This window comes from Apilactobacillus micheneri (assembly GCF_006493595.1).
Taxonomy (GTDB): Bacteria; Bacillota; Bacilli; order Lactobacillales; family Lactobacillaceae; genus Apilactobacillus; species Apilactobacillus micheneri.
Map to the genome: position 1 here is coordinate 48,422 of NZ_QUBI01000001.1, position 24,584 is coordinate 73,005.

Annotated in this window: 38 protein-coding genes; 2 read left to right on the forward strand and 36 right to left on the reverse strand. The window is 34.3% G+C overall.

What is annotated here, in order from left to right:
* Nucleotides 1-4: 4 nt before the first annotated feature.
* The 35 genes from DY123_RS00245 to rpsL form a co-directional block, all read right to left on the reverse strand.
* Entirely contained in the window at nucleotides 5-799 is a 795-nt protein-coding gene (locus tag DY123_RS00245) for an energy-coupling factor transporter transmembrane component T family protein (RefSeq protein WP_108982483.1), read from the reverse strand.
* 6 nt (nucleotides 800-805) lie between these two features.
* A complete protein-coding gene (locus DY123_RS00250; RefSeq protein ID WP_140923522.1) occupies nucleotides 806-1,669 on the reverse strand; it encodes an energy-coupling factor transporter ATPase in 864 nt (287 codons plus the stop codon).
* Nucleotides 1,639-2,478: an energy-coupling factor transporter ATPase gene (locus DY123_RS00255; protein WP_140923524.1), complete on the reverse strand. Its 840-nt coding sequence runs from the start codon at nucleotides 2,476-2,478 to the stop codon at nucleotides 1,639-1,641. The genes DY123_RS00250 and DY123_RS00255 overlap by 31 nt, the downstream gene beginning before the upstream one ends.
* A gap of 175 nt (nucleotides 2,479-2,653) precedes the next feature.
* The gene (gene rplQ, locus DY123_RS00260; protein ID WP_105956353.1) at nucleotides 2,654-3,037 is read right to left on the reverse strand and encodes a 50S ribosomal protein L17; all 384 of its coding nucleotides are present in this window, start codon (nucleotides 3,035-3,037) and stop codon (nucleotides 2,654-2,656) included.
* A gap of 21 nt (nucleotides 3,038-3,058) precedes the next feature.
* Nucleotides 3,059-4,009, reverse strand: coding sequence for a DNA-directed RNA polymerase subunit alpha (locus DY123_RS00265; RefSeq protein WP_105963767.1), 951 nt, complete (start codon nucleotides 4,007-4,009; stop codon nucleotides 3,059-3,061).
* Nucleotides 4,010-4,081: 72 nt separating this feature from the next.
* Entirely contained in the window at nucleotides 4,082-4,471 is a 390-nt protein-coding gene (gene rpsK, locus DY123_RS00270) for a 30S ribosomal protein S11 (protein WP_105956355.1), read from the reverse strand.
* Between the two features lie 23 nt (nucleotides 4,472-4,494).
* Nucleotides 4,495-4,860 carry a 30S ribosomal protein S13 gene (gene rpsM / locus DY123_RS00275; protein ID WP_105963768.1) on the reverse strand — a complete coding sequence of 122 codons (366 nt, stop codon included), beginning with the start codon at nucleotides 4,858-4,860 and terminating at the stop codon, nucleotides 4,495-4,497.
* 30 nt (nucleotides 4,861-4,890) lie between these two features.
* Nucleotides 4,891-5,007 (reverse strand): 50S ribosomal protein L36, encoded by a 117-nt coding sequence (gene rpmJ, locus DY123_RS00280; RefSeq protein ID WP_105956357.1) that lies wholly within the window; start codon nucleotides 5,005-5,007, stop codon nucleotides 4,891-4,893.
* Nucleotides 5,008-5,042: 35 nt separating this feature from the next.
* Nucleotides 5,043-5,261 carry a translation initiation factor IF-1 gene (infA, locus tag DY123_RS00285; protein ID WP_105956358.1) on the reverse strand — a complete coding sequence of 73 codons (219 nt, stop codon included), beginning with the start codon at nucleotides 5,259-5,261 and terminating at the stop codon, nucleotides 5,043-5,045.
* 163 nt (nucleotides 5,262-5,424) lie between these two features.
* A complete protein-coding gene (locus tag DY123_RS00290) occupies nucleotides 5,425-6,075 on the reverse strand; it encodes an adenylate kinase (RefSeq protein ID WP_280176695.1) in 651 nt (216 codons plus the stop codon).
* A gap of 32 nt (nucleotides 6,076-6,107) precedes the next feature.
* Nucleotides 6,108-7,424: a preprotein translocase subunit SecY gene (gene secY, locus DY123_RS00295; RefSeq protein WP_105963770.1), complete on the reverse strand. Its 1,317-nt coding sequence runs from the start codon at nucleotides 7,422-7,424 to the stop codon at nucleotides 6,108-6,110.
* Entirely contained in the window at nucleotides 7,425-7,856 is a 432-nt protein-coding gene (rplO, locus tag DY123_RS00300; protein ID WP_108982467.1) for a 50S ribosomal protein L15, read from the reverse strand.
* Nucleotides 7,857-7,883: 27 nt separating this feature from the next.
* Nucleotides 7,884-8,066 (reverse strand): 50S ribosomal protein L30, encoded by a 183-nt coding sequence (gene rpmD / locus DY123_RS00305; protein WP_105956362.1) that lies wholly within the window; start codon nucleotides 8,064-8,066, stop codon nucleotides 7,884-7,886.
* Between the two features lie 15 nt (nucleotides 8,067-8,081).
* Complete coding sequence (rpsE, locus tag DY123_RS00310; RefSeq protein WP_105956363.1) at nucleotides 8,082-8,585, reverse strand: 30S ribosomal protein S5; 504 nt, start codon at nucleotides 8,583-8,585, stop codon at nucleotides 8,082-8,084.
* 20 nt (nucleotides 8,586-8,605) lie between these two features.
* Nucleotides 8,606-8,962, reverse strand: a complete 357-nt coding sequence (gene rplR / locus DY123_RS00315) for a 50S ribosomal protein L18 (protein WP_105956364.1) — start codon at nucleotides 8,960-8,962, stop codon at nucleotides 8,606-8,608.
* 56 nt (nucleotides 8,963-9,018) lie between these two features.
* Nucleotides 9,019-9,558: a 50S ribosomal protein L6 gene (gene rplF / locus DY123_RS00320; protein ID WP_105956365.1), complete on the reverse strand. Its 540-nt coding sequence runs from the start codon at nucleotides 9,556-9,558 to the stop codon at nucleotides 9,019-9,021.
* A gap of 30 nt (nucleotides 9,559-9,588) precedes the next feature.
* A complete protein-coding gene (rpsH, locus tag DY123_RS00325; protein WP_105963771.1) occupies nucleotides 9,589-9,987 on the reverse strand; it encodes a 30S ribosomal protein S8 in 399 nt (132 codons plus the stop codon).
* A gap of 30 nt (nucleotides 9,988-10,017) precedes the next feature.
* Nucleotides 10,018-10,203 carry a type Z 30S ribosomal protein S14 gene (locus tag DY123_RS00330; RefSeq protein ID WP_105956367.1) on the reverse strand — a complete coding sequence of 62 codons (186 nt, stop codon included), beginning with the start codon at nucleotides 10,201-10,203 and terminating at the stop codon, nucleotides 10,018-10,020.
* A 15-nt stretch (nucleotides 10,204-10,218) separates the two neighbouring features.
* The gene (gene rplE, locus DY123_RS00335; protein WP_105956368.1) at nucleotides 10,219-10,761 is read right to left on the reverse strand and encodes a 50S ribosomal protein L5; all 543 of its coding nucleotides are present in this window, start codon (nucleotides 10,759-10,761) and stop codon (nucleotides 10,219-10,221) included.
* A 27-nt stretch (nucleotides 10,762-10,788) separates the two neighbouring features.
* Nucleotides 10,789-11,097, reverse strand: a complete 309-nt coding sequence (gene rplX / locus DY123_RS00340) for a 50S ribosomal protein L24 (protein WP_140923526.1) — start codon at nucleotides 11,095-11,097, stop codon at nucleotides 10,789-10,791.
* A 32-nt stretch (nucleotides 11,098-11,129) separates the two neighbouring features.
* The gene (gene rplN / locus DY123_RS00345; protein ID WP_105963772.1) at nucleotides 11,130-11,498 is read right to left on the reverse strand and encodes a 50S ribosomal protein L14; all 369 of its coding nucleotides are present in this window, start codon (nucleotides 11,496-11,498) and stop codon (nucleotides 11,130-11,132) included.
* Nucleotides 11,499-11,558: 60 nt separating this feature from the next.
* Entirely contained in the window at nucleotides 11,559-11,825 is a 267-nt protein-coding gene (gene rpsQ, locus DY123_RS00350; protein WP_105963773.1) for a 30S ribosomal protein S17, read from the reverse strand.
* Nucleotides 11,826-11,845: 20 nt separating this feature from the next.
* On the reverse strand, nucleotides 11,846-12,040 hold the full coding sequence (gene rpmC, locus DY123_RS00355) for a 50S ribosomal protein L29 (RefSeq protein WP_105956372.1): 195 nt from the start codon (nucleotides 12,038-12,040) through the stop codon (nucleotides 11,846-11,848).
* Nucleotides 12,030-12,464 (reverse strand): 50S ribosomal protein L16, encoded by a 435-nt coding sequence (gene rplP, locus DY123_RS00360; RefSeq protein ID WP_105963774.1) that lies wholly within the window; start codon nucleotides 12,462-12,464, stop codon nucleotides 12,030-12,032. The genes rpmC and rplP overlap by 11 nt, the downstream gene beginning before the upstream one ends.
* Nucleotides 12,465-12,466: 2 nt before the next feature.
* A complete protein-coding gene (gene rpsC / locus DY123_RS00365; RefSeq protein WP_108982468.1) occupies nucleotides 12,467-13,138 on the reverse strand; it encodes a 30S ribosomal protein S3 in 672 nt (223 codons plus the stop codon).
* 13 nt (nucleotides 13,139-13,151) lie between these two features.
* Entirely contained in the window at nucleotides 13,152-13,499 is a 348-nt protein-coding gene (gene rplV / locus DY123_RS00370) for a 50S ribosomal protein L22 (protein WP_108982469.1), read from the reverse strand.
* A 16-nt stretch (nucleotides 13,500-13,515) separates the two neighbouring features.
* Nucleotides 13,516-13,794 carry a 30S ribosomal protein S19 gene (gene rpsS, locus DY123_RS00375; protein ID WP_105963776.1) on the reverse strand — a complete coding sequence of 93 codons (279 nt, stop codon included), beginning with the start codon at nucleotides 13,792-13,794 and terminating at the stop codon, nucleotides 13,516-13,518.
* A gap of 63 nt (nucleotides 13,795-13,857) precedes the next feature.
* On the reverse strand, nucleotides 13,858-14,697 hold the full coding sequence (gene rplB, locus DY123_RS00380) for a 50S ribosomal protein L2 (RefSeq protein ID WP_105963777.1): 840 nt from the start codon (nucleotides 14,695-14,697) through the stop codon (nucleotides 13,858-13,860).
* Nucleotides 14,698-14,722: 25 nt separating this feature from the next.
* Entirely contained in the window at nucleotides 14,723-15,010 is a 288-nt protein-coding gene (rplW, locus tag DY123_RS00385; protein WP_105963778.1) for a 50S ribosomal protein L23, read from the reverse strand.
* Nucleotides 15,010-15,633, reverse strand: coding sequence for a 50S ribosomal protein L4 (rplD, locus tag DY123_RS00390; protein WP_108982470.1), 624 nt, complete (start codon nucleotides 15,631-15,633; stop codon nucleotides 15,010-15,012). Before rplD ends, rplW begins: the two co-directional genes overlap by 1 nt.
* Before the next feature lie 17 nt (nucleotides 15,634-15,650).
* Nucleotides 15,651-16,286: a 50S ribosomal protein L3 gene (gene rplC, locus DY123_RS00395; RefSeq protein ID WP_105956380.1), complete on the reverse strand. Its 636-nt coding sequence runs from the start codon at nucleotides 16,284-16,286 to the stop codon at nucleotides 15,651-15,653.
* A gap of 31 nt (nucleotides 16,287-16,317) precedes the next feature.
* Nucleotides 16,318-16,626 (reverse strand): 30S ribosomal protein S10, encoded by a 309-nt coding sequence (gene rpsJ, locus DY123_RS00400; RefSeq protein ID WP_105956381.1) that lies wholly within the window; start codon nucleotides 16,624-16,626, stop codon nucleotides 16,318-16,320.
* Between the two features lie 292 nt (nucleotides 16,627-16,918).
* Nucleotides 16,919-19,012 carry an elongation factor G gene (fusA, locus tag DY123_RS00405; RefSeq protein WP_105963780.1) on the reverse strand — a complete coding sequence of 698 codons (2,094 nt, stop codon included), beginning with the start codon at nucleotides 19,010-19,012 and terminating at the stop codon, nucleotides 16,919-16,921.
* A 93-nt stretch (nucleotides 19,013-19,105) separates the two neighbouring features.
* On the reverse strand, nucleotides 19,106-19,576 hold the full coding sequence (gene rpsG, locus DY123_RS00410; RefSeq protein ID WP_105956383.1) for a 30S ribosomal protein S7: 471 nt from the start codon (nucleotides 19,574-19,576) through the stop codon (nucleotides 19,106-19,108).
* Between the two features lie 37 nt (nucleotides 19,577-19,613).
* Nucleotides 19,614-20,027 (reverse strand): 30S ribosomal protein S12, encoded by a 414-nt coding sequence (gene rpsL / locus DY123_RS00415; RefSeq protein WP_105956384.1) that lies wholly within the window; start codon nucleotides 20,025-20,027, stop codon nucleotides 19,614-19,616.
* A 212-nt stretch (nucleotides 20,028-20,239) separates the two neighbouring features.
* On the opposite strand from rpsL, the gene DY123_RS07705 reads away from it, so the two are divergent.
* Both DY123_RS07705 and DY123_RS07755 read left to right on the forward strand, forming a co-directional pair.
* Nucleotides 20,240-20,635, forward strand: coding sequence for a prepilin peptidase (locus DY123_RS07705; RefSeq protein WP_140936354.1), 396 nt, complete (start codon nucleotides 20,240-20,242; stop codon nucleotides 20,633-20,635).
* Nucleotides 20,636-20,643: 8 nt separating this feature from the next.
* Nucleotides 20,644-20,886: a hypothetical protein gene (locus DY123_RS07755; protein ID WP_498365770.1), complete on the forward strand. Its 243-nt coding sequence runs from the start codon at nucleotides 20,644-20,646 to the stop codon at nucleotides 20,884-20,886.
* A 35-nt stretch (nucleotides 20,887-20,921) separates the two neighbouring features.
* Here the strand turns inward: DY123_RS07755 and rpoC are convergent, their stop codons facing one another.
* The gene (gene rpoC, locus DY123_RS00425; protein ID WP_140934277.1) at nucleotides 20,922-24,581 is read right to left on the reverse strand and encodes a DNA-directed RNA polymerase subunit beta'; all 3,660 of its coding nucleotides are present in this window, start codon (nucleotides 24,579-24,581) and stop codon (nucleotides 20,922-20,924) included.
* Nucleotides 24,582-24,584 lie beyond the last annotated feature (3 nt).

The window sequence follows — 24,584 nt, forward strand, 5'->3', positions numbered from 1 at the left end:
TCCCCTACTTTCTTAATATAAAGATAATCATAGAAATGAACACTGCTAAAAATAATGATAATGTATCAAAATTAGACCAACCATAATTATTATAATGAGTCCTTCTATTATTTATTCGATAACCTCTAGATTCCATGGCTACGCTTAAATTATCAGCATGTTTAAAAGCACTAACAAATAGTGGTATTAATAATGGAATAAATGATTTCACTCTTTTAACTAAACCGCCACTGCCAAAATCAACTCCCCTGGATCTTTGAGCATCCATAATGGTTTTTGTTTCATCAGTTAAGGTGGGAACGAATCTTAATGCAATAGAAATCATAAGAGAAAATGTTTCAACAGGGAATTTCAATTTTTTCAAAGGCCTTAACAAAATACTAATTCCACTAGATATTTCTAATGGATCAGTAGTAATAGTTAAAATTGTAGAAAGAGAAATGATTAATATAAATCTCATAAAAAGAAATATTGCATTTTTTATACCAAACGTATTTATATTAATTATACCAATTTTGTAAATCGTCTCTCCGCCAGAACTAAATAATATTTGTATAGCAATTGTAAACAATATTATCCATATTAAGGGCATTATTCCTTTAAAAAACATTTTAATAGGACTCTTGGATAAAAATATTAAGGCAATTACAAATAAGCTCATTGCAGAGTAGCTCAATAAACCATTAGCAAAAAAAACTAATATAACAAAATAAAAACATAAAAATATTTTAGCCGCTGGATTCATTTTATGAATAATTGAATCCATTGGTAAATATCGACCAAATATAAAATTATCCATAAGCAACTAACATTCCTTTAATTTATTTATAATAGCATTAATCAAATCATCTTCATCTAAATGTAAATTATTTAATTTAAATCCTCTTTCATTGAGCATCAAATTAATTTTTACACTAACAGGCATCTGTAAATCATACTTTTTTAACAAATTAGTATTAGCGAATAATTCATCTGGATAACATTGTTTAACTAAGTTACCATCTTGCATAACAATAACTTCATCTGAATATTTTGCAACATCATCCATCTGATGACTAACTAAAATAATTGTAATGTCTTGATTCTTATTAAGATCATTAATTAAATTCATAATGAATTTTTTACCCTCAGGATCTAATCCAGCAGTTGGTTCATCTAATATCAATATTTCTGGGTTAGTGGCTAACACATCTGCGATTGCTACTCTACGTTGTTGACCACCTGATAATTCAAAGGGAGATTTATTAAGTAGGTCTTTATCAATTCCAACAATTTTAGCAACGTTTTTTACAATATCAGAAATTTTGTCCTCTTCGTATCCAAAGTTTAATGGACCAAAAGCAATATCTTCTTTAACCGTGTTAGCAAATAATTGTTGTTCAGGAAATTGAAACACCATACCTACTTTTCTTCTTAATTTTTTTAGATTTTTATTATTAGTCTTAGAATTAATGGTAAAGTTCCCAACATTAATTGTTCCTGAATTAGGTTTTAATAGTGCATTAATATGTTTAACTAATGTTGATTTTCCACTTCCAGTCTTGCCCACAATTGAAACAAAAGAACCCGCTTTTATTTTTAAGTTTATATTATTAAGTGCAGTATGCTGAAAAGGAGTATTCATTTGATATTTATAAATTACATTTTTGAATAATACTGAGTTATCCATTTTACAATCTCCTCATCATTAATATAATTATTTCCTATATTAAATCCATTTTTTTTCAATTGTAATCTAAGTTTCTCTGAAAAAGGAATTTCTAATCCATAATTTTCAACATCATCTAATTCATTAAATAATTTTAAAGGAGAAATATTTTTTATAAGATTACCATCTTTTAATAAAAGAACCCTATCAGAATATTGAATCTCATTCATATCATGAGTTATAGATAAAACTGTTAATTTATTCTTTATTCTTAATTTATTAATTAAATTTATTATTACTTTTTTTGCTTTAGGATCCAACATACTGGTAGATTCGTCTAAGATTATTATTTTGGGTAAGATAGCTATTACACCTGCTAGAGCAACTCTTTGCTGCTGACCTCCAGAAAGTTTTGATGGGTTACTATCCTTATATTTAAGCATATCAACTTCTTTCAAAGAATTATCAACTATTTTATGCATTTTTGAAATATTATATTGTCTGTTTTCTAAGCCAAATGCAACATCTTCTTTTACTGTAGATGCGACGAACTGATTTTCAGGATTTTGAAATACTATTCCTATTTTATCTCTAACATCGCCCAAATTTTTATTATCTATTTTTAAATTATCTACTATAATATCACCATTATTAGATTTAATTAAACCATCAAGTAAATTAATTAAAGTAGTTTTACCACTCCCATTTTTACCAATTATTGATACCCATTCACCCTCATCAATAGAAAAAGATAAATCGTTAATGGCATTTTTATTTGCATCATCATATTTAAAACTTATATTTCTAACATCAATAATATTATTTGCCATAGATATCCCTCTAAATAAATAATTTTATGTATAAAAAAATCACTATAAGTATATTAGTGCAAAGTATTTTATACTCCATTCAAGCTAGACTTGGAAAAACCATCATCATAACGCTCTATACTAATATACCTAGTGATTTATTGTTGCTATTTAAATGTTTATTTTTAATTAATGATTAATCAACTAATTGTAAAATAACCATTGATGCACCGTCACCACGACGAGGCATTGTTTTCATAATACGTGTGTAACCACCGTTACGTTCTGCATATTTAGGAGCAATTTCATCAAAAAGCTTTTGTAATGCAGTAGTAACAGTTACATCATCACCATCTTCTTTTGCATCAGCAACAACATTTTGTAAAAATGCAGCAGCTTGACGACGAGCATGAAGATCGCCACGTTTACCAAGAGTGATCATTTTTTCAGCAGTTGAACGTACTTCTTTAGCACGAGCTTCTGTAGTCTTAATTTCACCGTTAACTAATAAATCAGTAGTTAGGTTACGTAATAATGAACGACGATGTGCACTGGTACGTTGTAATTTACGGTAACTCATAAATGGATATCCTCCTTTATACTAATCTTCTTTACGCAATGATAATCCAAGGTCTTCTAACTTATGTTTTACTTCAACAAGTGACTTACGTCCTAAGTTTCTAACCTTCATCATATCAGCTTCACTTTTGTCAGTTAATTCTTGAACAGTGTTGATTCCAGCACGCTTCAAACAATTGTATGAACGAACAGATAAGTCTAATTCTTCAATTGTCATTTCTAACATTTTTTCCTTGTGTGTTTCTTCTTTTTCAACCATAACTTCAGCATTTTTAGCTTCATCGGTTAAATCAACAAACATTTCAAGGTGTTCGGTTAAAATCTTGGCAGCTAAACTTACAGCTTCACTTGGAGTGATAGAACCATCAGTCCAAACGTCTAAGGTAAGTTTATCGTAATCAGATCTTTGACCAACACGTGCATTTTCAACTTGATAATTAACACGTTCGATTGGGGTATAAATGGAATCAACTGGTAAGACACCGATTGGCATTCCATCATTACGAGCCTTATTCTCATCTGCAGAAACATATCCACGACCCTTATTGGCAGTCATTCTCATATGGAATGTAGCGCCGTCGGCAACAGTGGCAATGTGTAATTCTGGATTTAATACAGTTACATCACTATCAGCTTGGATATCACCAGCAGTTACTTGTGCAGGTCCAGTAACATTGATTTCCATTGACTTTTCTTCATCGTCAGATGATTCAAGTTTTAATGAAAGCTTTTTAATATTTAAAATGATTTGTGTTACATCTTCCACTACACCAGGTACAGTAGAAAATTCATGTAAAACATTATCAATTTGAATACTTGTTACCGCAGCACCAGGTAAAGATGAAAGTAAAATTCTACGCAACGAGTTTCCAAGAGTTGTTCCATATCCACGTTCTAGTGGTTCAACAACAACTTCTCCATAATTATCAGTTTCATCAATCTTATGAATATTAGGTTTTTCAAATTCAATCATTCTTATCTTCTACCCCTTTCAAAACGCTATGAGTTAATATTAATTATTTCCATCTAAAATGATGAACATAAATTAAACTCTACGACGCTTTGGAGGACGAGATCCATTATGTGGAACTGGAGTAACATCACGAATAGCAGCAACTTCTAAACCAGTTGATTGAAGAGCACGGATAGCTGATTCACGACCTGAACCAGGACCTTTAACTGCAACTTCTACAGATTTCATACCATGTTCCATTGATGATTTAGCAGCAGCTTCTGCAGCCATTTGAGCAGCAAATGGAGTAGATTTACGACTACCACGGAATCCTAAAGAACCAGCAGATGACCATGCAATAGCATTTCCTTGCATATCAGTAATCATAACTAATGTGTTATTAAAAGTAGAATGAATATGAGCAACACCAGCTTCGATATTCTTCTTTGCTCTACGTTTACGTGAACCTTTCTTTTGAACCATGATTTACTAACCTCCTTTATTAATTATTTTTTACCAGCGATGGTAGCTGTCTTTTTACCCTTACGAGTACGAGCATTATTTTTAGTATGTTGACCTCTAAGTGGTAATCCACGACGATGACGCATTCCACGGTAAGAACCAATTTCTTGAAGTTTCTTAATATTCATTCTTACTTCACGACGTAAGTCACCTTCAATTTTGTAACCGTCAACAACTTCACGAATCTTTTCTTCTTGTTCAGAACTTAAGTCACGAACACGAATATCTTCAGAAACGCCAGCTTTTGAAAGAATTTCAGCAGCTCTACTTTGACCAATTCCAAAGATACTAGTTAAACCAATAACAATACGCTTGTCACGTGGTAAATCAATTCCGGCGATACGAGCCATTAAAATACACCTCCTGTGATATTAAATAAATTACTTGCCTTGTCTTTGTTTATGTTTAGGATTAGAACAAATAACCATAACACGGCCTTTTCTTCTAATAACTTTACAGTTTTCACACATTGGTTTTACTGATGGTCTTACCTTCATTATAATAACCCTCCTATATTTAAAGACAGTACTACTTATTTATAACGGTAAGTAATACGTCCCTTGCTTAAATCATATGGTGACATTTCAACAGTGACACGATCACCAGGTAATATTCTAATGTAATGCATTCTAATTTTACCTGATACGTGAGCTAAAATTTCATGTCCATTTTCCAATTCAACACGAAACATAGCATTAGGTAAAGTTTCAGTTACTTTACCTTCAATTTCAATAACATTATCTTTAGACAAAGAATTTCCTCCTCGAAACTACGATTCTTTATAAACTTTGGGTACACATTAAAATATTAAATTAAGTAGTATTAATCCCGAAATCGTTAATAAAACCGCAAATACACATGAGTTAGTTTATCATATAAACCAACTTACGGCAACATTCTAAAATTTTAATAAATTATAGGTTCTTGAGTATTTTGTCAATGTCTTCAGTAACATTATCAATATTTTGACTACCATCAACGGTATACAATAAGTCAAGACCTTTGTAAAAATCAATTAATGGTGTATTCATTTTAATGTTTACATCTAAACGATTTTTAACAGTTTCAGGTTTGTCATCACTACGTTGATAAAATTCATGACCACCACAAATATCACAAGTATTATCAACCTTAGGTTTTTTATATAGTTTATGGTAAGTTGCTCCACAATTTTTACATATAAATCTACCAGAAAGTCGATCAATAAGAATTTTAGGGTCAACATCAATATTTATAACAGCATCCAATGGACGATCTAAATCACTACTAATCTTTTGTAAAGCATTAGCTTGATCAAGAGTTCTAGGAAAACCATCTAACATATATCCTTTTTTAGTATCATCTTGTGCAAGACGATCTTTAACAATTCCACATGTTACATCATCAGGAACCAAATTCCCTTTGTCAATATATTGTTTGGCCTTTATTCCCATTTCAGTCTGATTTTTTATAGCGGCCCTAAAGATATCTCCAGTAGAGATATGTGGGATTCCATAATTTTTAATAATAGTTTCAGCCTGAGTACCTTTACCGGCACCAGGTAAACCCATTAAAATCAAATTCATTGTCATATTATTTTTCCTCCTTACACAAAATTTTATAAATCTTTAGGTCTAGGATCTTGAATAAAACCAACATATTCTTGCTTCATCATTAATCCACGAATTTGACTAATTGTTTGGATAGCAACTCCAACAACAATTAGTAAACTTGTACCTCCAAGTCCAATTGACTCATCAAGATTCCATAAATTTTGTGCAATTAAAGGAATAAGAGCAACAATTCCTAAGAATAAGGCACCAACAACACTAAGTCTCATAAGCAACTTAGAAACATAGGTCTGTGTTCCATTACCTGGCCAAACACCAGAAATGTAACTACCTTGTTTTTGTAAATTCTTAGACAACTTTTCAGGGTTAACCTGAACGAACGCATAAAAGAATGTAAATAAAACAATTAAGAATGTATACAAAGTAGCACCAGATAGAGTTTGCATATTAAAAATATCACTCAAAATCTTGTACCAACCGTCACCAGAATGTTTACTTGCAAAAAACATCAAAATAGCTTGAGGTGTTGAAATAAACGAACTGGCAAAAATTACAGGGATAACACCAGCAACATTCACTTTTAAAGGCAAGTAACTGTTATCTGATGCTCCAGTTTCTCTTCTTGTATATTGAATTGGAATTCTGCGTTCAGCTTGTTGAACCCAAGTAACAAATGTAACAATTATTAGAACTATTATGAACAATAGAATTATAAATATAATTGATTGCCATAATTGAGAAGAAGTATCTCCAACAATATATTCTTTATATAATTGTTGAATTCCAACAGGAATTCTAGCGATAATCCCAGCAAAGATTATCATTGAAACACCTTGACCGATTCCTCGATCAGTAATCATGTCACCCATCCAAGTAGTTAACATTGATCCACCGGTTAAAATTAAACCAATACTTATATAAGTAGAAGGACCTGGATGTTGAACAAGGTTCAAACTACTTAAAGTATTAAATCCGGCTGTAATTCCAATAGACTGTACAAATGCAAGAACTACTGTTAAAACTCTAGTAACTTGATTTAATTTTTTACGTCCAACTTCACCTTGTTTACTCCATTCAACAAAGCGAGGAACAATATCCATTTGTAAAAGCTGAACAATAATTTGTGCAGTAATATATGGTGAAACACCCATAGCGAATAGTGAATAATTAGTTAATCCACCACCACTAAAGGTGTTTAAAATGCTAACCAAACCAGATGAAGCAACGCTTTGGAGTGCTTTGGCGTTTATCCCAGGAACAGTAATATATGCTCCAAGTCTAAATACAATCAAAACTCCTAAGGTAAAAAGAATTTTATTTCTAATACTCTTTACTTTAAAAGCGTTTTTCAAGGTTGATAGCATTTAGATCACCTCAATCTTACCGCCAGCGTTTTCAATTGCTGACTTAGCAGCATTTGAAAATTTACTTGCTTTTACAGTTAACTTTTTGCTGATTTCACCATTACCAAGAACCTTAACTCCGCTCTTAGCATTTTTAATTGCTCCAGATTCTTTAAGAGTTTCTGGAGTAACTTCAGCACCATCATCAAATTGATCTAAAACAGATAAGTTAACAATAGCATATTCTTTACGGTTAATATTAGTGAAACCACGTTTTGGCATTCTACGGTAGAAAGGCATTTGACCACCTTCAAAGCCTAGACGGGTCTTACTACGAGCTTTTTGACCTTTTTGTCCACGACCAGAAGTCTTACCTTTACTTCCTAATCCACGACCAAGACGTTGTCTTGATGAACGTGAACCTTCAGCAGCTTTTAATTCATGTAATTTCATTATAAAAGTGCACCTCCTTGTTATTTATTAATCAACTTGTTCAACTTTAACTAAGTGTGCAATATGGAATAGAGCTCCACGAGTTGCTTCGTTATCAGGCTTAACAACAGTACTATTAATGCGACCTAATCCTAGTGCACTAACGATTTTACGTTGTTTGGGGAGACGGTGAGTTGCACTATGAGTTAAAGTAATCTTTAATTGAGCCATCTTATAAACCCCTCCTTATTCTGCTAAATGTTGAGCAGAAACGCCACGTAAAGTAGCAACTTTTTCTGCACTCTTCAATGATTTTAATCCGGCAAAAGTTGCACGAATTGCATTGATTGGAGTATCTGAACCTAAACGCTTACTTGTAACATCGCCGATACCAGCTAATTCCATAACTGAACGAACAGCTCCACCAGCAGCAACTCCAGAACCTTCTTCAGCAGGTTTTAACATGATCTTACCGCCACCGAATGTACCGATAATTTCATGAGGAATAGTTGTACCAACTCTTGAAACAGTAATTAAGTTCTTACGACCATCATCAACAGCCTTACGAATTGCATCTGGAACTTCTTGAGCTTTACCAGTTCCAAATCCAACATGTCCATTTCTATCACCAACAACAACTAAAGCTGCAAAACGTAGACGACGTCCACCTTTAACTACCTTAGTAATACGGTTAATTGAAACGACAGTATCTTCAAGTTCTAACTTATTTGGATCAATAAATTCTGCCATTTGTGGTTATTCCTCCTTTTTTAAAATTCTAATCCGTTTTCACGTGCAGCATCAGCTAATGCTTGAACACGTCCATGGTATAAGTATCCACCACGATCGAAAACAACATTTTTGATATTTTTTTCAACAGCGCGTTTTGCAATTAAAGCACCAACAGAACTTGCTTGTTCTGTTTTGTTTGCACCATTTACGTCTTTACTTAAAGTTGAGGCACTAGCAAGCGTAACACCCTCTACGTCATCAATAACTTGAGCGTAGATGTTTTGGTTAGAACGATATACGTTCAAACGTGGGCACACAGCAGTACCAGAGATCTTGTTACGGACACGCAAGTGACGACGTTGACGTGTCTTATTTTTGTCTGGTTTATTAATCAAAATAGTCACCTCTTAATTGAATTTGTAAAATTGACTAAATAACAAGCAAATACTTATTATTTACCAGTCTTACCTTCCTTACGACGAACAACTTCGCCTTCATAACGAATACCTTTACCTTTATATGGTTCAGGTGAACGTACAGCACGAACTTTAGCAGCAAAGTCACCAACATGTTCTTTGTTGATACCACTAACATTAATAGTTAAACTATCTGGGGTTTCAACTTTTAGATCATCATTGATTTGAATTTCAACAGGGTTTGAGTAACCAACATTTACTTCCAATACTGAGCCCTTAGCTTGAGCACGGTAACCAACACCGACTAATTTAAGGGTTTTCTTAAAGCCATTAGTTACACCTTCAACCATGTTATTTAAGTTAGCACGCATAGTACCGTGCATAGCACGTACCTTATTGCTATATCTCACAGCAGGTTCAAATGTTACGATATTATCTTTAACATTCATTTTAATGTTTGGTGAAAATTCACGAGTTAAAGAACCCTTTTCACCCTTAACAGTTACATTGTTACCTTCAGTAGTTAATTCAACACTTTCTGGTAAAACAATTTTTCTATAACCAATACGACTCATTTATTACACCTCCAGTTCAAGAGAAAAGTATTACCAAATGTATGCTAATACTTCTCCACCAATTTTTTTAGCACGAGCTTCTTTATCGGTGATAACACCTTCAGAAGTTGAAATAACTGCAACACCTAAACCATTTAATACTTTAGGAATTGAATCAGATTTTACATATGAACGTAGACCTGGCTTTGAAATACGTTTCAAACCAGAAATAACATGTTCATTGTTTTTACCATATTTAAGGAATACACGAATAACACCTTGTTTGTCATCATCCATATATTCAACATCGCGAACAAAACCTTCACGTTTTAAAATTTCAGCAATGCTTTTTTTAATTTTTGAAGCTGGAACTTCAACAGATTCGTGACGAGCCATATTAGCGTTACGAACTCTTGTTAAAAAGTCAGCGATTGGATCTGTCATGGACATTAACGTAACCTCCTTTTTACTAAGTTAATTTTACCAACTTGCCTTCTTCATACCAGGAATTTGGCCCTTATGAGCAAGATCTCTGATACATAGACGGCATAAATGAAATTTTTTGTAAACTGAATGAGGTCTTCCACAACGTTCACAACGAGTGTAATTTCTAGTTGAAAACTTAGCAGGACGTTCACTCTTTACAATAAGTGCTTTTCTAGCCATATTTATACCCTCCTATTATTTTGCAAATGGCATACCGAATTGAGTCAATAATTCTTTTGATTCTTCATCAGTATTTGCAGTAGTTACAACAACGATATCTAAACCACGAACGCGATTAACGTTATCATAATTAATTTCAGGGAAAATTAATTGTTCACGAACACCTAATGTGTAGTTACCACGGCCATCGAATGAACGATTATTAACACCATGGAAATCACGAACACGAGGTAGTGAAACATTAACTAATTTGTCTAAGAAATCATACATACGTTCACCACGTAAAGTAACTTTAGCACCAATTGACATACCTTCACGTAAACGGAAACCAGCAATTGATTTTTTAGCCTTAGTTACTAAAGGTTTTTGTCCAGAAATTTGAGTTAATTCTGAAACAGCTTCGTCTAAATTCTTAGCATTAGTAACAGCGTCACCAACACCCATATTTAGAACAATTTTATCAAGCTTAGGTGCTTGCATAATTGATGAGTAGTTAAACTTATCAACTAATGATTTTGAAATTTCATCTTTGTATTTGTCTTGTAAACGGTTTGACATGGAAAGGTATCCTCCTTTCAATTAAAATTAATCGATTGATTTGTTAGATTTTTTGGAAATACGAACTTTCTTACCATTTTCAATTTTGAAACCAACCTTTGTTGGTTCGTTAGTTGATGGGTCAATTAACATTACGTTAGAAACATGAATAGGTGCTTCGATATCATTGATTCCACCTTGTGGATTTGATTGAGAAGCTTTTTGATGTTTTTTAACAATGTTAATACCTTCAACAATTACGCGATTTTGTGATGAGATAGTTTTAGTAACAGTTCCTTCTTTACCTTTATCTTTACCACTAATTACGCGAACTTTGTCACCAGTTTTAATAAACATTTATTGGCACCTCCTTGGTTAACAGTAGTTAATTAAAGTACTTCAGGCGCTAAAGAAACAATCTTCATGAATTTGTTGTCACGTAGTTCACGTGCAACAGGTCCAAAAATACGTGTTCCTTTTGGACTTTTATCGTCTTGAACTAACACAGCAGCATTTTCATCGAAACGGATGTATGAACCATCTGAACGACGTGCAACAGCTTTAGTTCTAACAATAACAGCTTTAACAACGTCACCTTTTTTGACAACGCCACCTGGTGTTGCTTGTTTTACAGTAGCAACAACAATATCACCGATACCTGCATATCTTCTGCTTGATCCACCTAAAACTTTAATAGTTAAAAGTTCACGAGCACCTGAGTTATCAGCAACTTTCAAACGACTTTCTTGTTGAATCATAGCTAATACCCTCCTTCCGGTATTTACTCAGAATACGATAAATTAAAACATTCTAAAATATTAAATAGTAACATCTTTTTTAACGATATTAACTAAGCGGAAATGTTTTGTAGCTGACAATGGTCGTGTTTCCATAATTTCAACGATATCACCAGTTTTAGCTTCATTGTTTTCATCATGAGCTTTGTACTTCTTTGAGTACTTAACACGTTTTCCGTAAGTAGAATGTGTCTTATAAGTTTCAACAACAACAGCAATTGTCTTGTCCATTTTGTCTGAAACAACACGGCCTCTGTAGACCTTACGCATATTACGTTCCATTAACATTAACCTCCTTTATCGTATTCTTATTTGTTTAATTCTTGTTGACGCAATGCAGTTTTAATACGTGCAATGTTTTTACGAACCTTCTTCAATCTTGCAGTGTTTTCCAATTGACCAGTAGCTAATTGAAAACGAAGGTTGAATAGTTCTTCTTTGTAGCTTTGTTCTTTTTCATGCATTTGAGCAGTGGTTAGTTCATTAATTTCTTTAGCCTTCATTTGATTCGCCACCTACTTCCTCACGTTTAATAATCTTTGTTCGAACAGGAAGTTTAGTAGAAGCTAAACGCAAAGCTTCTTTAGCAACTTCATCAGAAACTTCTCCAATTTCAAATAGGATTTTTCCACGCTTAACTGGAGCAACCCAACCAGCAGGAGAACCTTTTCCGTTACCCATACGAACCCCTACACCTTTTTCAGTGTAAGATTTATGAGGGAAAATTTTAATCCAAACTTTCCCACCACGCTTCATATATCTTGTAATAGCAATACGGCAAGCTTCAATTTGACGATTGGTAATCCAATGTGAATCCAAAGCTTTTAAACCGTAACTACCAAAAGCAACAGTGTTTCCACCTTTTGAATGTCCACGTAGTTTACCACGGTGTTCACGACGGAACTTAACACGTTTTGGTACTAGCATGTTTATTTCCCTCCTTTATTATTATCTTTCTTATCATCAGCTACTTGTGGTAAAACTTCACCACGATAGATCCAAGTTTTAACACCAATTGAACCATAAGTAGTGTGAGCTTCTTCCCATGAGTAGTCAATGTCTGCTCTTAATGTATGCAATGGAACAGTACCTTCAGCATATGATTCAACACGTGACATGTCAGCACCATTTAAACGACCGGATACTTGAGTTTTAACACCCTTAGCACCTGCTCTACTTGCACGTTGCATACCTTGGCGCATTGCACGACGGAAAGCTACACGGCCTTCTAATTGACGAGCAATGTTTTCACCAACTAATTTAGCATCTAAATCAGGTTTCTTAATTTCAATAATGTTGATATGAACTCTTTTACCTGTTAATGCATTTAATTCTTTACGAAGATTTTCGACTTCTGATCCGCCTTTACCGATAACCATTCCTGGTTTTGCAGTGTTGATTGAAATATTAACACGCTTTGCAGCACGTTCAATTACAACTCTTGATACGGAAGCGTCAGCGAGTCTTTTACTAATATATTCACGGATTTTCAAGTCTTCATTCAAATCGCTAGCAAAATCAGCTTTTTCAGCATACCATTTTGCGTCCCAATCACGAATAATTCCGACACGTAATCCGGTAGGATTTATCTTTTGACCCACGGCTAATCCCTCCTTATTTTTCTGAAACTATCACAGTAATGTGACTTGTACGTTTATTAATTGGAGAAGCAGAACCTTTAGCACGAGGACGGAAACGTTTTAAAGTTGGTCCTTCGTTAACAAAAACTTCGCTTACTACCAAGTCTTCACGATCTAAATCAAAATTGTTTTCTGCATTAGCTACAGCTGACATTAAAACTTTTGAAACAACTGGTGAAGCACTTCTTGGAGTGAACTTCAAAATACCAGCAGCTTCAGAAACGCTTTTACCTCTAATAAGATCAACTACAAGGCGGACCTTACGAGCGGCAATACGAACAGTTCTAGCAGTAGCTTGTGCTGATGTAACTTGTTCAGCCATTTGTTATCCTCCTTGCTTAGACAGTTTTCTTATCGTCGCCATTTCCATGCCCATGGAAAGTACGAGTTGGTACAAATTCACCTAATTTATGTCCTACCATGTCTTCTTGTACATATACAGGAACATTCTTTCTTCCATCGTATACAGCAATAGTGTAACCGATGAAACTAGGGAAAATTGTTGAACGACGTGACCATGTTTTGATTACGTCTTTCTTATCTTGGTCTTTTTGAGCATCAATTTTCTTTAAAAGATGCTTATCGGCAAAAGGTCCCTTTTTTAAACTACGACCCATTATGAAACCTCCTCTTCAATAACGTTATAGAGAAATATATACCTAAAAGTATATATCAGTTTATTACATCTTTGATCCTTTACGACGACGTACAATAAACTTGTTGGAACGAGCTTGTCTCTTACGAGTTTTCTTACCATTAGTTTTCTTATGCCATGGTGATAATGGTGATGGGTAACCAACTGGAGCTTTACCTTCACCACCACCATGAGGGTGATCGTTAGGGTTCATTACAGAACCACGAACATGTGGACGTTGACCCTTGTAACGGTTACGACCAGCTTTACCAACATTTACTAATGAGTGTTCTTCATTACCCATGCTTCCAATAGTTGCACGGTTAACTGAAAGAATCATACGAACTTCACCAGAAGCTAATCTAACTAATGCGTATTTTCCTTCTTTACCTAACAATTGAGCAGAAGCACCAGCAGAACGAACTAATTGTCCACCCTTACCTGGTTTTAATTCAATGTTGTGAATAGTTGTACCAACTGGAATGTTGTTAAGTGGTAATGAATTACCAACCTTAATATCAGCATTTTCTCCAGATTGAACTTTATCGCCAACCTTTAATCCTTTAGGTGCAAGAATATATTTCTTGATACCATCAGAATATACAACTAATGCAATATTAGCAGTACGGTTTGGATCGTATTCAATAGTCTTTACAGTACCATCAACATCATCATGATTACGTTTAAAATCAATGATACGGTATTGGTTTTTATTACCACCACCGCGATGACGAACTGTCATATGACCATAATTATTACGACCAGCAGTATGTGACTTGGAAGCCAATAATGACTTTTCTGGTTTTGAGGTTGTAATAACATCATAATCAAGACCAGTCATATTACGACGACCATTAGTGGTTGCTTTGTATGTTTTAATAGCCACGGTATTTCCCTCCTATGTTTATATTTTATTTATCGCTAAATAATTTAATTTCTTTTGAATCGTTTGATAAAGTAGCAATAGCTTTACGACGTTTCTTAGTGTATCCTTCGTAACGTCCTTGACGCTTTAGCTTACCTTTAAGATTCATAATATTTACTTTAACAACTTTAACATCAAAGATGTCTTCAATTGCATTTTTTACTTGTGTTTTAGTTGCTCGTACGTCAACGTCAAAAGTGTATTTTTTGTTGTCCATCATTGCTGTTGATTGTTCAGTAACAACTGGGCGTAAAATAATCTCACGTGATTCCATTATGCGAGCACCTCCTCTACTTGAGAAAGAGCAGCCTTTGTGATGACAATCTTGCTACTATTAACAACAGCTAAAGTATTTAGGCTCTTTGCGCTAATTACTTCAACATTATCAATGTTACGAGCTGATAAAGCAGCGTTTTTATTGTCTTCCTCCAAGACTACTAATGTCTTAGCTGAAGCGTTTAATTTGTTTAATGATTCTGAGAAGTCCTTAGTTTTAGGAGCATCAAAGTTTAATGAATCAACAACAACAAAGTCATCATTAGCAACTTTTTCTGATAAAACAGATTTAATAGCTAAACGACTAACTTTCTTTGGTAAATGGTAACCGTATGAACGTGTAGTAGGTCCAAAAACGATTCCACCTCCACGAAATTGTGGTGAACGGATTGAACCTTGACGAGCACGTCCAGTACCCTTTTGACGCCATGGTTTTTTACCACCACCACTAACGGCATGTCTATTTTTAACAGCATGTGTACCTTGACGTAAAGATGCTCTTTGCATAGTTACAACGTCAAATACAACGCTATCGTTTTGTTCAATAGCAAAAATTTCATCGTTTAAATCAACGTTGCCATTTTTACTACCATCTTGTTTATATAATGCTACGCTTGTCATTTATGGTTCCTCCTTTCTTATTTTTGTGATCCGCGAGCAGCAGATTTAATTGTTAAGAATGATTTATTAGCACCAGGAACGTTACCTTTAATTAAGATTACGTTGTTGTCAACATCAGCCTTAACAACTTCAAGATTTTGAATAGTAACTTGTTTGTTACCCATTCTACCAGGTAATTTCATACCCTTTGTAACTCGGTTAATAATAACACCAAGTGAACCAGGACGACGATGGTATCTTGAACCGTGAGTTTCAGGTCCTCTACCTTGGCCATCTTTATGAACGTTACCTTGGTAACCATGACCTTTTGTAATTCCTGTTACATCTACGATGTCACCGGCTTCAAAAATGTCTGCCTTAACTTCGTCTGCTACATTGTAATCGCTAAGCTCAACATTTCTGATTTCTTTAATGAAGCGCTTAGGATTTGTATTTGCTTTTGCTACATGACCTTTTTCTGGCTTGTTACTTAAAACATCACGCTTGTCATCGTAACCCAATTGGATAGCATTGTATCCATCGCTTTCAGTTGACTTTGTTTGTAACACAACGTTTGGTGTTACATCAACAGCAGTAACTGGAATTAATTCACCATTTTCAGTGAAAACTTGAGTCATTCCGACCTTTTTACCTAAGATTCCTTTTTTGGTCATGAGTACACCTCCGATATATTGTAATTTTTAATTATAGTTTGATTTCGATATCAACACCACTTGGTAAATCAAGTTTCATTAATGAATCAACAGTTTTTGGTGTTGGGTTTAAGATGTCAATTAAACGTTTGTGAGTTAACATTTCAAATTGTTCACGTGACTTCTTAAATTTATGTGGTGAAGCTAGAACAGTATAAACAGTTCTATCTGTTGGCAATGGAATTGGACCAGAAATGTTGGCACCAGTTCTTTGCGCAGTAGCCACAATTTTTTCAGCTGATTGGTCTAAAGTGCGGTGTTCATATGCCTTTAAACGAATACGAATTTTTTGTTTTGCCATTGTTTTCCCTCCTCGCCTTTATTTAAAAATAAGACTAGCTCCGTGGAAATTACCGCCACGCCCTATCATGGCAAAGCGGCCGGGTGTGTCGCAACCTCCCACATCAAAGCCTGAATTAGATAACTGTACAGGAACATAGATGTCCCTCAAACAGGTACCTCTATATAATACAAAAAATATGCAAATAACGCAAGGGATTTTACATAATTATTTATGAAAGATATAGAATAAATATTGTTAAATTACATAATAAAAAAAGTGTTGAATAAATTCAACACTTTTTATTATAAAATTATTCATTTCCACCATTTTTTTCAATGATTTCTTCTTGAATAGCCTTAGGAACAGCTGAGTAATGATCAAATGTCATTGTGAAAGTACCTCTACCTTGTGAAGCAGAACGTAAGGTAGTAGCATAACCAAACATTTCTGATAGTGGAACAAATGCATGGATAAGTTGAGCTTTATTTCTAACTTCCATACCTTCAACACTACCACGACGTGAAGTAACTTGTCCCATAACATCACCCATGTATTCTTCAGGAACAACAATATCAACTTTCATAATTGGTTCCAAAATAACTGGGCCAGCAGTTTTAGCAGCGTTCTTCAATGCAATTGATGCAGCAACCTTAAATGCAGCTTCAGATGAATCGACATCATGATAACTACCATCATATAACTTAGCTTTAACATCAATTAATGGGTATCCAGCAAGAACACCATTAGCCATTGATTCTTTTAGACCTTGTTCAACTGATGGAATGAATTCACGAGGAACAACACCACCAACGATAGCGTCTTCGAATTCAAAACCTTTACCAGTTTCGTTTGGAGTAAATTCAATAGAAACATCACCATATTGACCTTTACCACCAGATTGACGAATAAATTTACCTTGAGCCTTAGTTGGCTTAGTAAATGCTTCTCTATAAGCAACTTGTGGAGCACCAATTTTAGCTTCAACATTAAATTCACGTTTCAAACGATCAATAATGATGTTCAAGTGAAGTTCACCCATACCAGCAATAATAGTTTCACCAGTTTCATTATTAGTTTCAGCCTTAAATGTTGGATCTTCTTCAGCTAATTTTTGTAAAGCAATGTCCATCTTATCTTGGTCAGCCTTAGTCTTAGGTTCAACAGAAACACTAATAACTGGGTCTGGGAAGACCATTGATTCAAGATGTAAAGGATGTTTTTGATCAGTTAAAGAATCACCAGTAGTAGTATTCTTCAAACCAATAGCAGCAGCAATATCACCAGAGAATACTTCAGGAATTTCTTTTCTATGGTTTGAATGCATTTGTAGTAAACGACCAACACGTTCACGTTTGTCCTTAGTAGCATTTAAAACATATGAACCAGCTTCAAGAGTACCTTGGTATACACGAATATAAGTTAAACGACCAACATATGGATCAGTTGCAACCTTAAATGCTAATGAAGCAAATGGTTTACTGTCATCAGCTTTTAGTTCAACATCATCACCAGTTTCTGGATCAGTTGCCTTGTAAGGACGAACATCTAATGGTGATGGTAAGTATTCAAGAACAGCATCCATTAACATTTGAATACCTTTGTTCTTAAATGCTGAACCAGCTAGAACAGGGAAGAATTCAAGATTTAATGTACCCTTACGGATAGCAGCCTTGATTTCATCATTTGAAATTTCTTCACCTTCAAGATATTTATCCATAACATCATCATCAATATCAGCAACAGCTTCAATCAATGATTGACGAGCTTTTTCGGCTTCTTCTTTGTATTCTTCAGGAACATCAACAGTATCCCATTTTGCACCTAATTTATCTTCATCATAAATATCGGCTTTCATATCGATTAAATCGATAACACCTTCGAATGTATCTTCTTTACCAATAGGAATTTGAATAGCATGTGCATTAGCATCTAGACGATCATGTAATGATTGAACTGATGCAGCAAAATCAGCACCTAATTTATCCATCTTATTAGCAAAAACAATACGAGGAACATTATATTCTGAAGCTTGACGCCAAACAGTTTCTGTTTGTGGTTCAACACCAGCAGCAGCATCAAGAATAGTAATAGAACCATCTAGAACACGTAATGAACGTTCAACTTCGGCAGTAAAGTCAACGTGTCCTGGGGTATCAATAATATTGATACGGTAGTCTTTCCATTGAGCAGTAGTAGCAGCAGAAGTGATAGTAATACCACGTTCTTGTTCTTGTACCATCCAGTCCATTTGTGAAGCACCATCATGAGTTTCACCAATTTTGTGGATTCTACCAGTATAGTACAAAATACGTTCAGTAGCAGTTGTTTTACCAGCATCAATATGCGCAGTAATACCAATGTTACGTGTTTTTTCTAATGGAAATTCACGTTTGTTGTTAGCCATTAAAATGTTTCTCCTCTCAATAATTCACTTTTTAAAAAAGTGGCTAATACCATTAGCCACTAATCCAATTGCACAAAATTGTACAAGTTTATATTACCAACGGTAGTGAGCAAATGCACGGTTAGCTTCTGCCATCTTATGAGTGTCTTCACGTTTTTTAACTGAAGCACCTGTGTTGTTAGCAGCATCCATGATTTCACGTCCTAGACGTTCAACCATAGTGTGTTCACCACGTAAACGTGCATAGTTTACAATCCAACGTAAACCTAAAGTAACACGACGATCAGGACGTACTTCAATAGGAACTTGGTAGTTTGATCCACCAACACGACGAGCCTTAACTTCTAGTACAGGCATAACGTTTTTCATAGCTTCTTCGAATACATCAACTGCTTCGTTTCCAGTTTCTTTCTTAATAAGGTCAAATGCACCATATAAAATTTCTGTAGCAGTTCCCTTTTTACCATCTAACATCAAACGGTTGATTAAGCTAGCAACCATTTTTGAGTTATAAATTGGATCAGGAAGAACTTCACGTTGTTGAACATTTCCTTTTCTTGGCATTAAAAAATCCTCCTTGTTATTATAGCTTTAATTAAAATTATTCTTTAGGTTTCTTAGTACCGTATTTTGAACGACCTTGGCGACGATCAGTAACACCAGCAGTATCTAATGCACCACGAACGATATGATAACGAACACCAGGTAAATCCTTAACACGACCACCACGAATTAAAACAACACTATGTTCTTGAAGATTATGACCAATACCAGGAATGTAGGCAGTAACTTCAATTAAGTTTGATAATCTAACACGAGCGTATTTACGTAAAGCTGAGTTAGGCTTCTTTGGAGTCATAGTACCAACACGAGTAGCTACCCCACGTTTTTGAGGAGCAGGGTTGTTAGTTTGCTTCTTCTTGTAACTGTTATACCCATGATTTAAAGCTGGGGCTTTTGATTTAGAACTTCTAGAATGACGACCTTTACGTACTAATTGGTTAATAGTAGGCATCTAAAAATTCCTCCTTCCGAAAATTTTTTATATTTTTAAGTCCACACATCCAGGTGGTTCTTTTTATAACAAAACTCACCGAATGAATAAGTACTTGATAATATTAACATGGGCACAAAATCTCGTCAATGTAATTTCAAATAATTATTTATTATTTTCGTAAATATAATATAGAGGTGATGTAAATTTTAAAATATGAATTTTTTATAATAATGATAGTTAGTGGAGTTATCGGATCTTTTATTGCACTAGTAGAATACCGGATAAGCAACAATCAATCTATAGTATTTCCACGCTCACACTGTGATAATTGTGGTTACATTTTAAAATGGTTTGATTTAATTCCCATAATAAGTTATATATTTCTTTTAGGAAAATGTAGAAAATGTAAATTTAAAATAAATAGGTCATTTTTCTTAATAGAATTATTAACCATAGTTTCAACAACGATGATTTATATTTTTACGTTAAATATCAAGTATATCCCCTTTCTATTTATTCTAATATTTTTATCAGTACAAGATTTTAAAAATAAATTTGTATCTTTATCTTCAATATTATTATTGCTGTTATCAACACTATTAATTTCATTTAACATAAAAAAGTGATTATAGTTATGGTAATATACCTTTTTATATTTTGTTTTAATAATAAATTTAACTTTATAGGAATGGCCGATATTGATGTATTAAGTATATGTGCATTAGTATTTAATATAAATCAATTAATAAATATTACGCTTTTATCATCATCAACATGTTTAATTTATTTCATTTTGATAAAAAGAAAAACTAAAACGATTCCATTCATTCCATTTATATTTATTGGCACGGTAATATCTATATGTATACAAAAATAGCAATTGCTAAAAAGCAATTGCTATTTTTTTAATTATTATTTATTGTCAACGTTTTCTTCATTCATACGTTTGTCAATTTCATCAATTGAGTAAACATCTTTTGATTTATCGTTGTTTTCCTTTTCATCGACCTTTGGTTCGATACGACCATAAGTCTTCATACCAGTACCTGCAGGAATTAATTTACCAATAATAACATTTTCTTTAAGTCCAACTAATGGATCATTCTTACCACGAATAGCAGCATCAGTTAATACACGAGTAGTTTCTTGGAATGATGCAGCTGATAAGAAACTATTTGTTTCTAGAGCAGCCTTAGTAATTCCTAAGATAACTGGACGTGCAGTTGCTGGAATCTTTCCAGAAATAATTGCATCAGCATTAGCTTTCTTGAAAGCATCAATATCCATTAATGTACCAGGAAGAACATCAGTGTCACCTGCATCCATGATTCTTACTTTACGTAACATTTGACGAACCATGATTTCAGCATGCTTATCACTAACTTCAACCCCTTGCATACGGTAAGTCTTTTGAACTTCACTTAGCAAGTAAACTTCTGTTGATAATGAATCACGAACTTTAATAAGTTCTTTAGGATCAACAGAACCTTCATTAATAGCTCCACCACGACGAATTACGTCACCTTCAGCAACGTTCATACGTGCATTGATTGGGACCTTGTAAGTTCTGGTATCAGCGTCACCTTTAATTGTAACTTCCTTAACTCTTTCAGCAGGATTTTCTTCAATTAAATCAACGGTACCAGTAACTTCTGAAATTTCTGCTTTACCTTTAGGATTTCTAGCTTCAAAAATTTCTTGAACACGAGGAAGTCCTTGAGTAATATCAGCGTTACCAGCAACACCACCAGTATGGAAGTTTCTCATAGTTAATTGAGTACCAGGTTCACCAATTGATTGAGCAGCAACAGTACCAACTGCTTCACCAACTTCAACAGGAGATCCAGTAGCTAAATTACGTCCATAACATTTTTCACAAACACCATGAACAGTGTTACAAGTAAATGCTGAACGAATTTCAACTTCTTTAATACCTGCATCAGTAATTGCTTGAGCCTCTGGTTCATTGATAATTTGATTATGCTTAACAATCACTTCACCAGTAGTAGGATTCTTAACTGTCTTCATAGCATAACGACCAAGAATTCTATCATAAAGTGGTTCAATCATTTCATTTCCTTGCTTCAAGGCAGTAACGATAACACCACGATCAGTACCACAATCTTCTTCACGAATAATAACATCTTGAGCAACATCAACTAAACGACGAGTTAAGTAACCAGAGTTGGCAGTCTTCAAGGCAGTATCAGTCATACCTTTACGAGCACCGTGGGTAGAAATGAACATTTCCAAAACAGATAGTCCTTCACGGAAATTAGCAGTAATAGGTAATTCCATAATTTCACCATTAGGAGCAGCCATTAATCCACGCATACCAGCAAGTTGAGTAAAGTTAGAGATATTACCACGAGCACCAGAATCACTCATCATAAAGATAGGATTTTGAGGATCAAAACTTTCCATCAATTTATTTTGAATTTCATCCTTGGCGTCACTCCAGACACCAATAACTCTTTCATAACGTTCATGATCAGTAATTAAACCACGACGGAATTGTTTAGTAATGTTTTCAACTTTCTTATGAGATTCAGTAATAATTTCAGGTTTTTCTTTTAAGTCAGTAACATCAGTAATACCAACAGTTAAACCAGACTTAGTAGATTCATTATAACCTAAATCTTTAATCCTATCCAATAAGTGTGAAGTTTCAGTAACTTTATATTGTTTGTAAACTGCGGCAATGATATCTGACAAGAAGCCCTTCTTAAATGAACCAATAATTGGTGCATCCTTTAGATGTTCATGAATGTCTTCCCCAGGTTCTAAGAAGAATTTATCAGATAAATGACCATTTAAGTTAGTATCAGTTGGTTCATTCAAATAAGTGAATGAATCAGGGAGAATACCATTGAAGATAATCTTACCAATTGTAGTTACTAAAATCTTATTTCTTTGTTCATCAGTAAATGGTTTTTCTGGCATTGAACTAGCAGCAATTCCAACACGACTGTGCCAATGAGTTAAACCACTTTGGTATGACAATTTAGCTTCTTCAGGATTATTGAAGATCATACCTTCACCTTCACGTCCAGATTCTTCCATAGTTAAGTAGTAGTTACCAATAACCATATCTTGGGAAGGAGTAACGATAGGATTACCATCACGAGGTGCCAAAATATGAGTAGCAGCTAACATCAATAGTCTTGATTCAGCTTGAGCTTCATCAGATAAAGGAACGTGAATAGCCATTTGGTCACCATCAAAATCGGCATTATAAGCTTCACAAGCTAATGGATGAAGACGCATTGATTTACCAGAAACCAACACTGGTTCAAAGGCTTGAATACCTAATCTATGAAGTGTAGGTGCACGGTTCAATAGAACTGGATGCTCTTTAATAACATCTTCTAGGACATCAAAGACTTCTTCATCTTTACGTTCAATTTGACGTTTAGCTGATTTAATATTAGAAGCAATTTCACGGTTAACCAATTCTTTCATAATGAAAGGCTTGAATAATTCAAGAGCCATTGGAACAGGTAGTCCCATTTGATTGAATTTTAAGAATGGTCCAACATCAATAACTGAACGACCAGAATAGTCAACACGCTTACCAAGTAAGTTTTGTCTGAAACGACCTTGCTTACCTTTAAGCATATGTGAAAGTGACTTCAATGGTCTGTTACCTGGTCCAGCAACTGGGCGTCCACGACGACCATTATCAATTAAAGCATCAACTGCTTCTTGTAACATACGTTTTTCATTTTGAACGATAATACCAGGAGCATGTAAATCTAATAATCTCTTCAAACGATTATTACGGTTAATAACACGACGATATAAATCATTCAAATCAGAAGTAGCAAAACGACCACCTTCAAGTTGAACCATTGGTCTTAAATCAGGTGGAACAACTGGAATAGCTTCCATAATCATCCATGTTAAGTCGTTTCCAGATTTAACAAATGATTCTAGAATATCTAGTCTTCTAACAGCACGAACACGTTTTTGACCAGTAGCTTTCTTTAATTGATCCTTTAGTTCAGCAACTTCTTTTTTAACGTCAACGTTTTTAAGTAAGGTTCTGATAGCTTCAGCACCAATCTTACCTTCAAAACGATTACCATATTCTTGTTTCTTTTGACGATAGTCTTGTTCTGACATAAGTTGTTTATTTTCTAGTGGTGTATCACCAGGATCAGTAACAACATATGATGCAAAGTAAATAATTTCTTCCAATGCACGTGGACTCATATCTAAGATAAGTCCCATACGACTTGGAATACCCTTAAAGTACCAAATATGAGTAACTGGGGCAGCTAATTCAATGTGTCCCATACGTTCACGACGTACTTTTGAACGAGTAACTTCAACTCCACAGCGATCACAAACGATACCTTTGTATCTAATACGTTTATATTTACCACAAGCACATTCCCAATCCTTTGTAGGACCGAAAATTCTTTCATCGAATAAACCATCTTTTTCTGGCTTTAAAGTTCTATAGTTAATAGTTTCTGGTTTTTTAACTTCACCAAATGACCAACTACGAATCTTGTCAGAAGATGCTAAACCGATTTGCATGCTTGAAAATTTATTTACATCGACCAATGG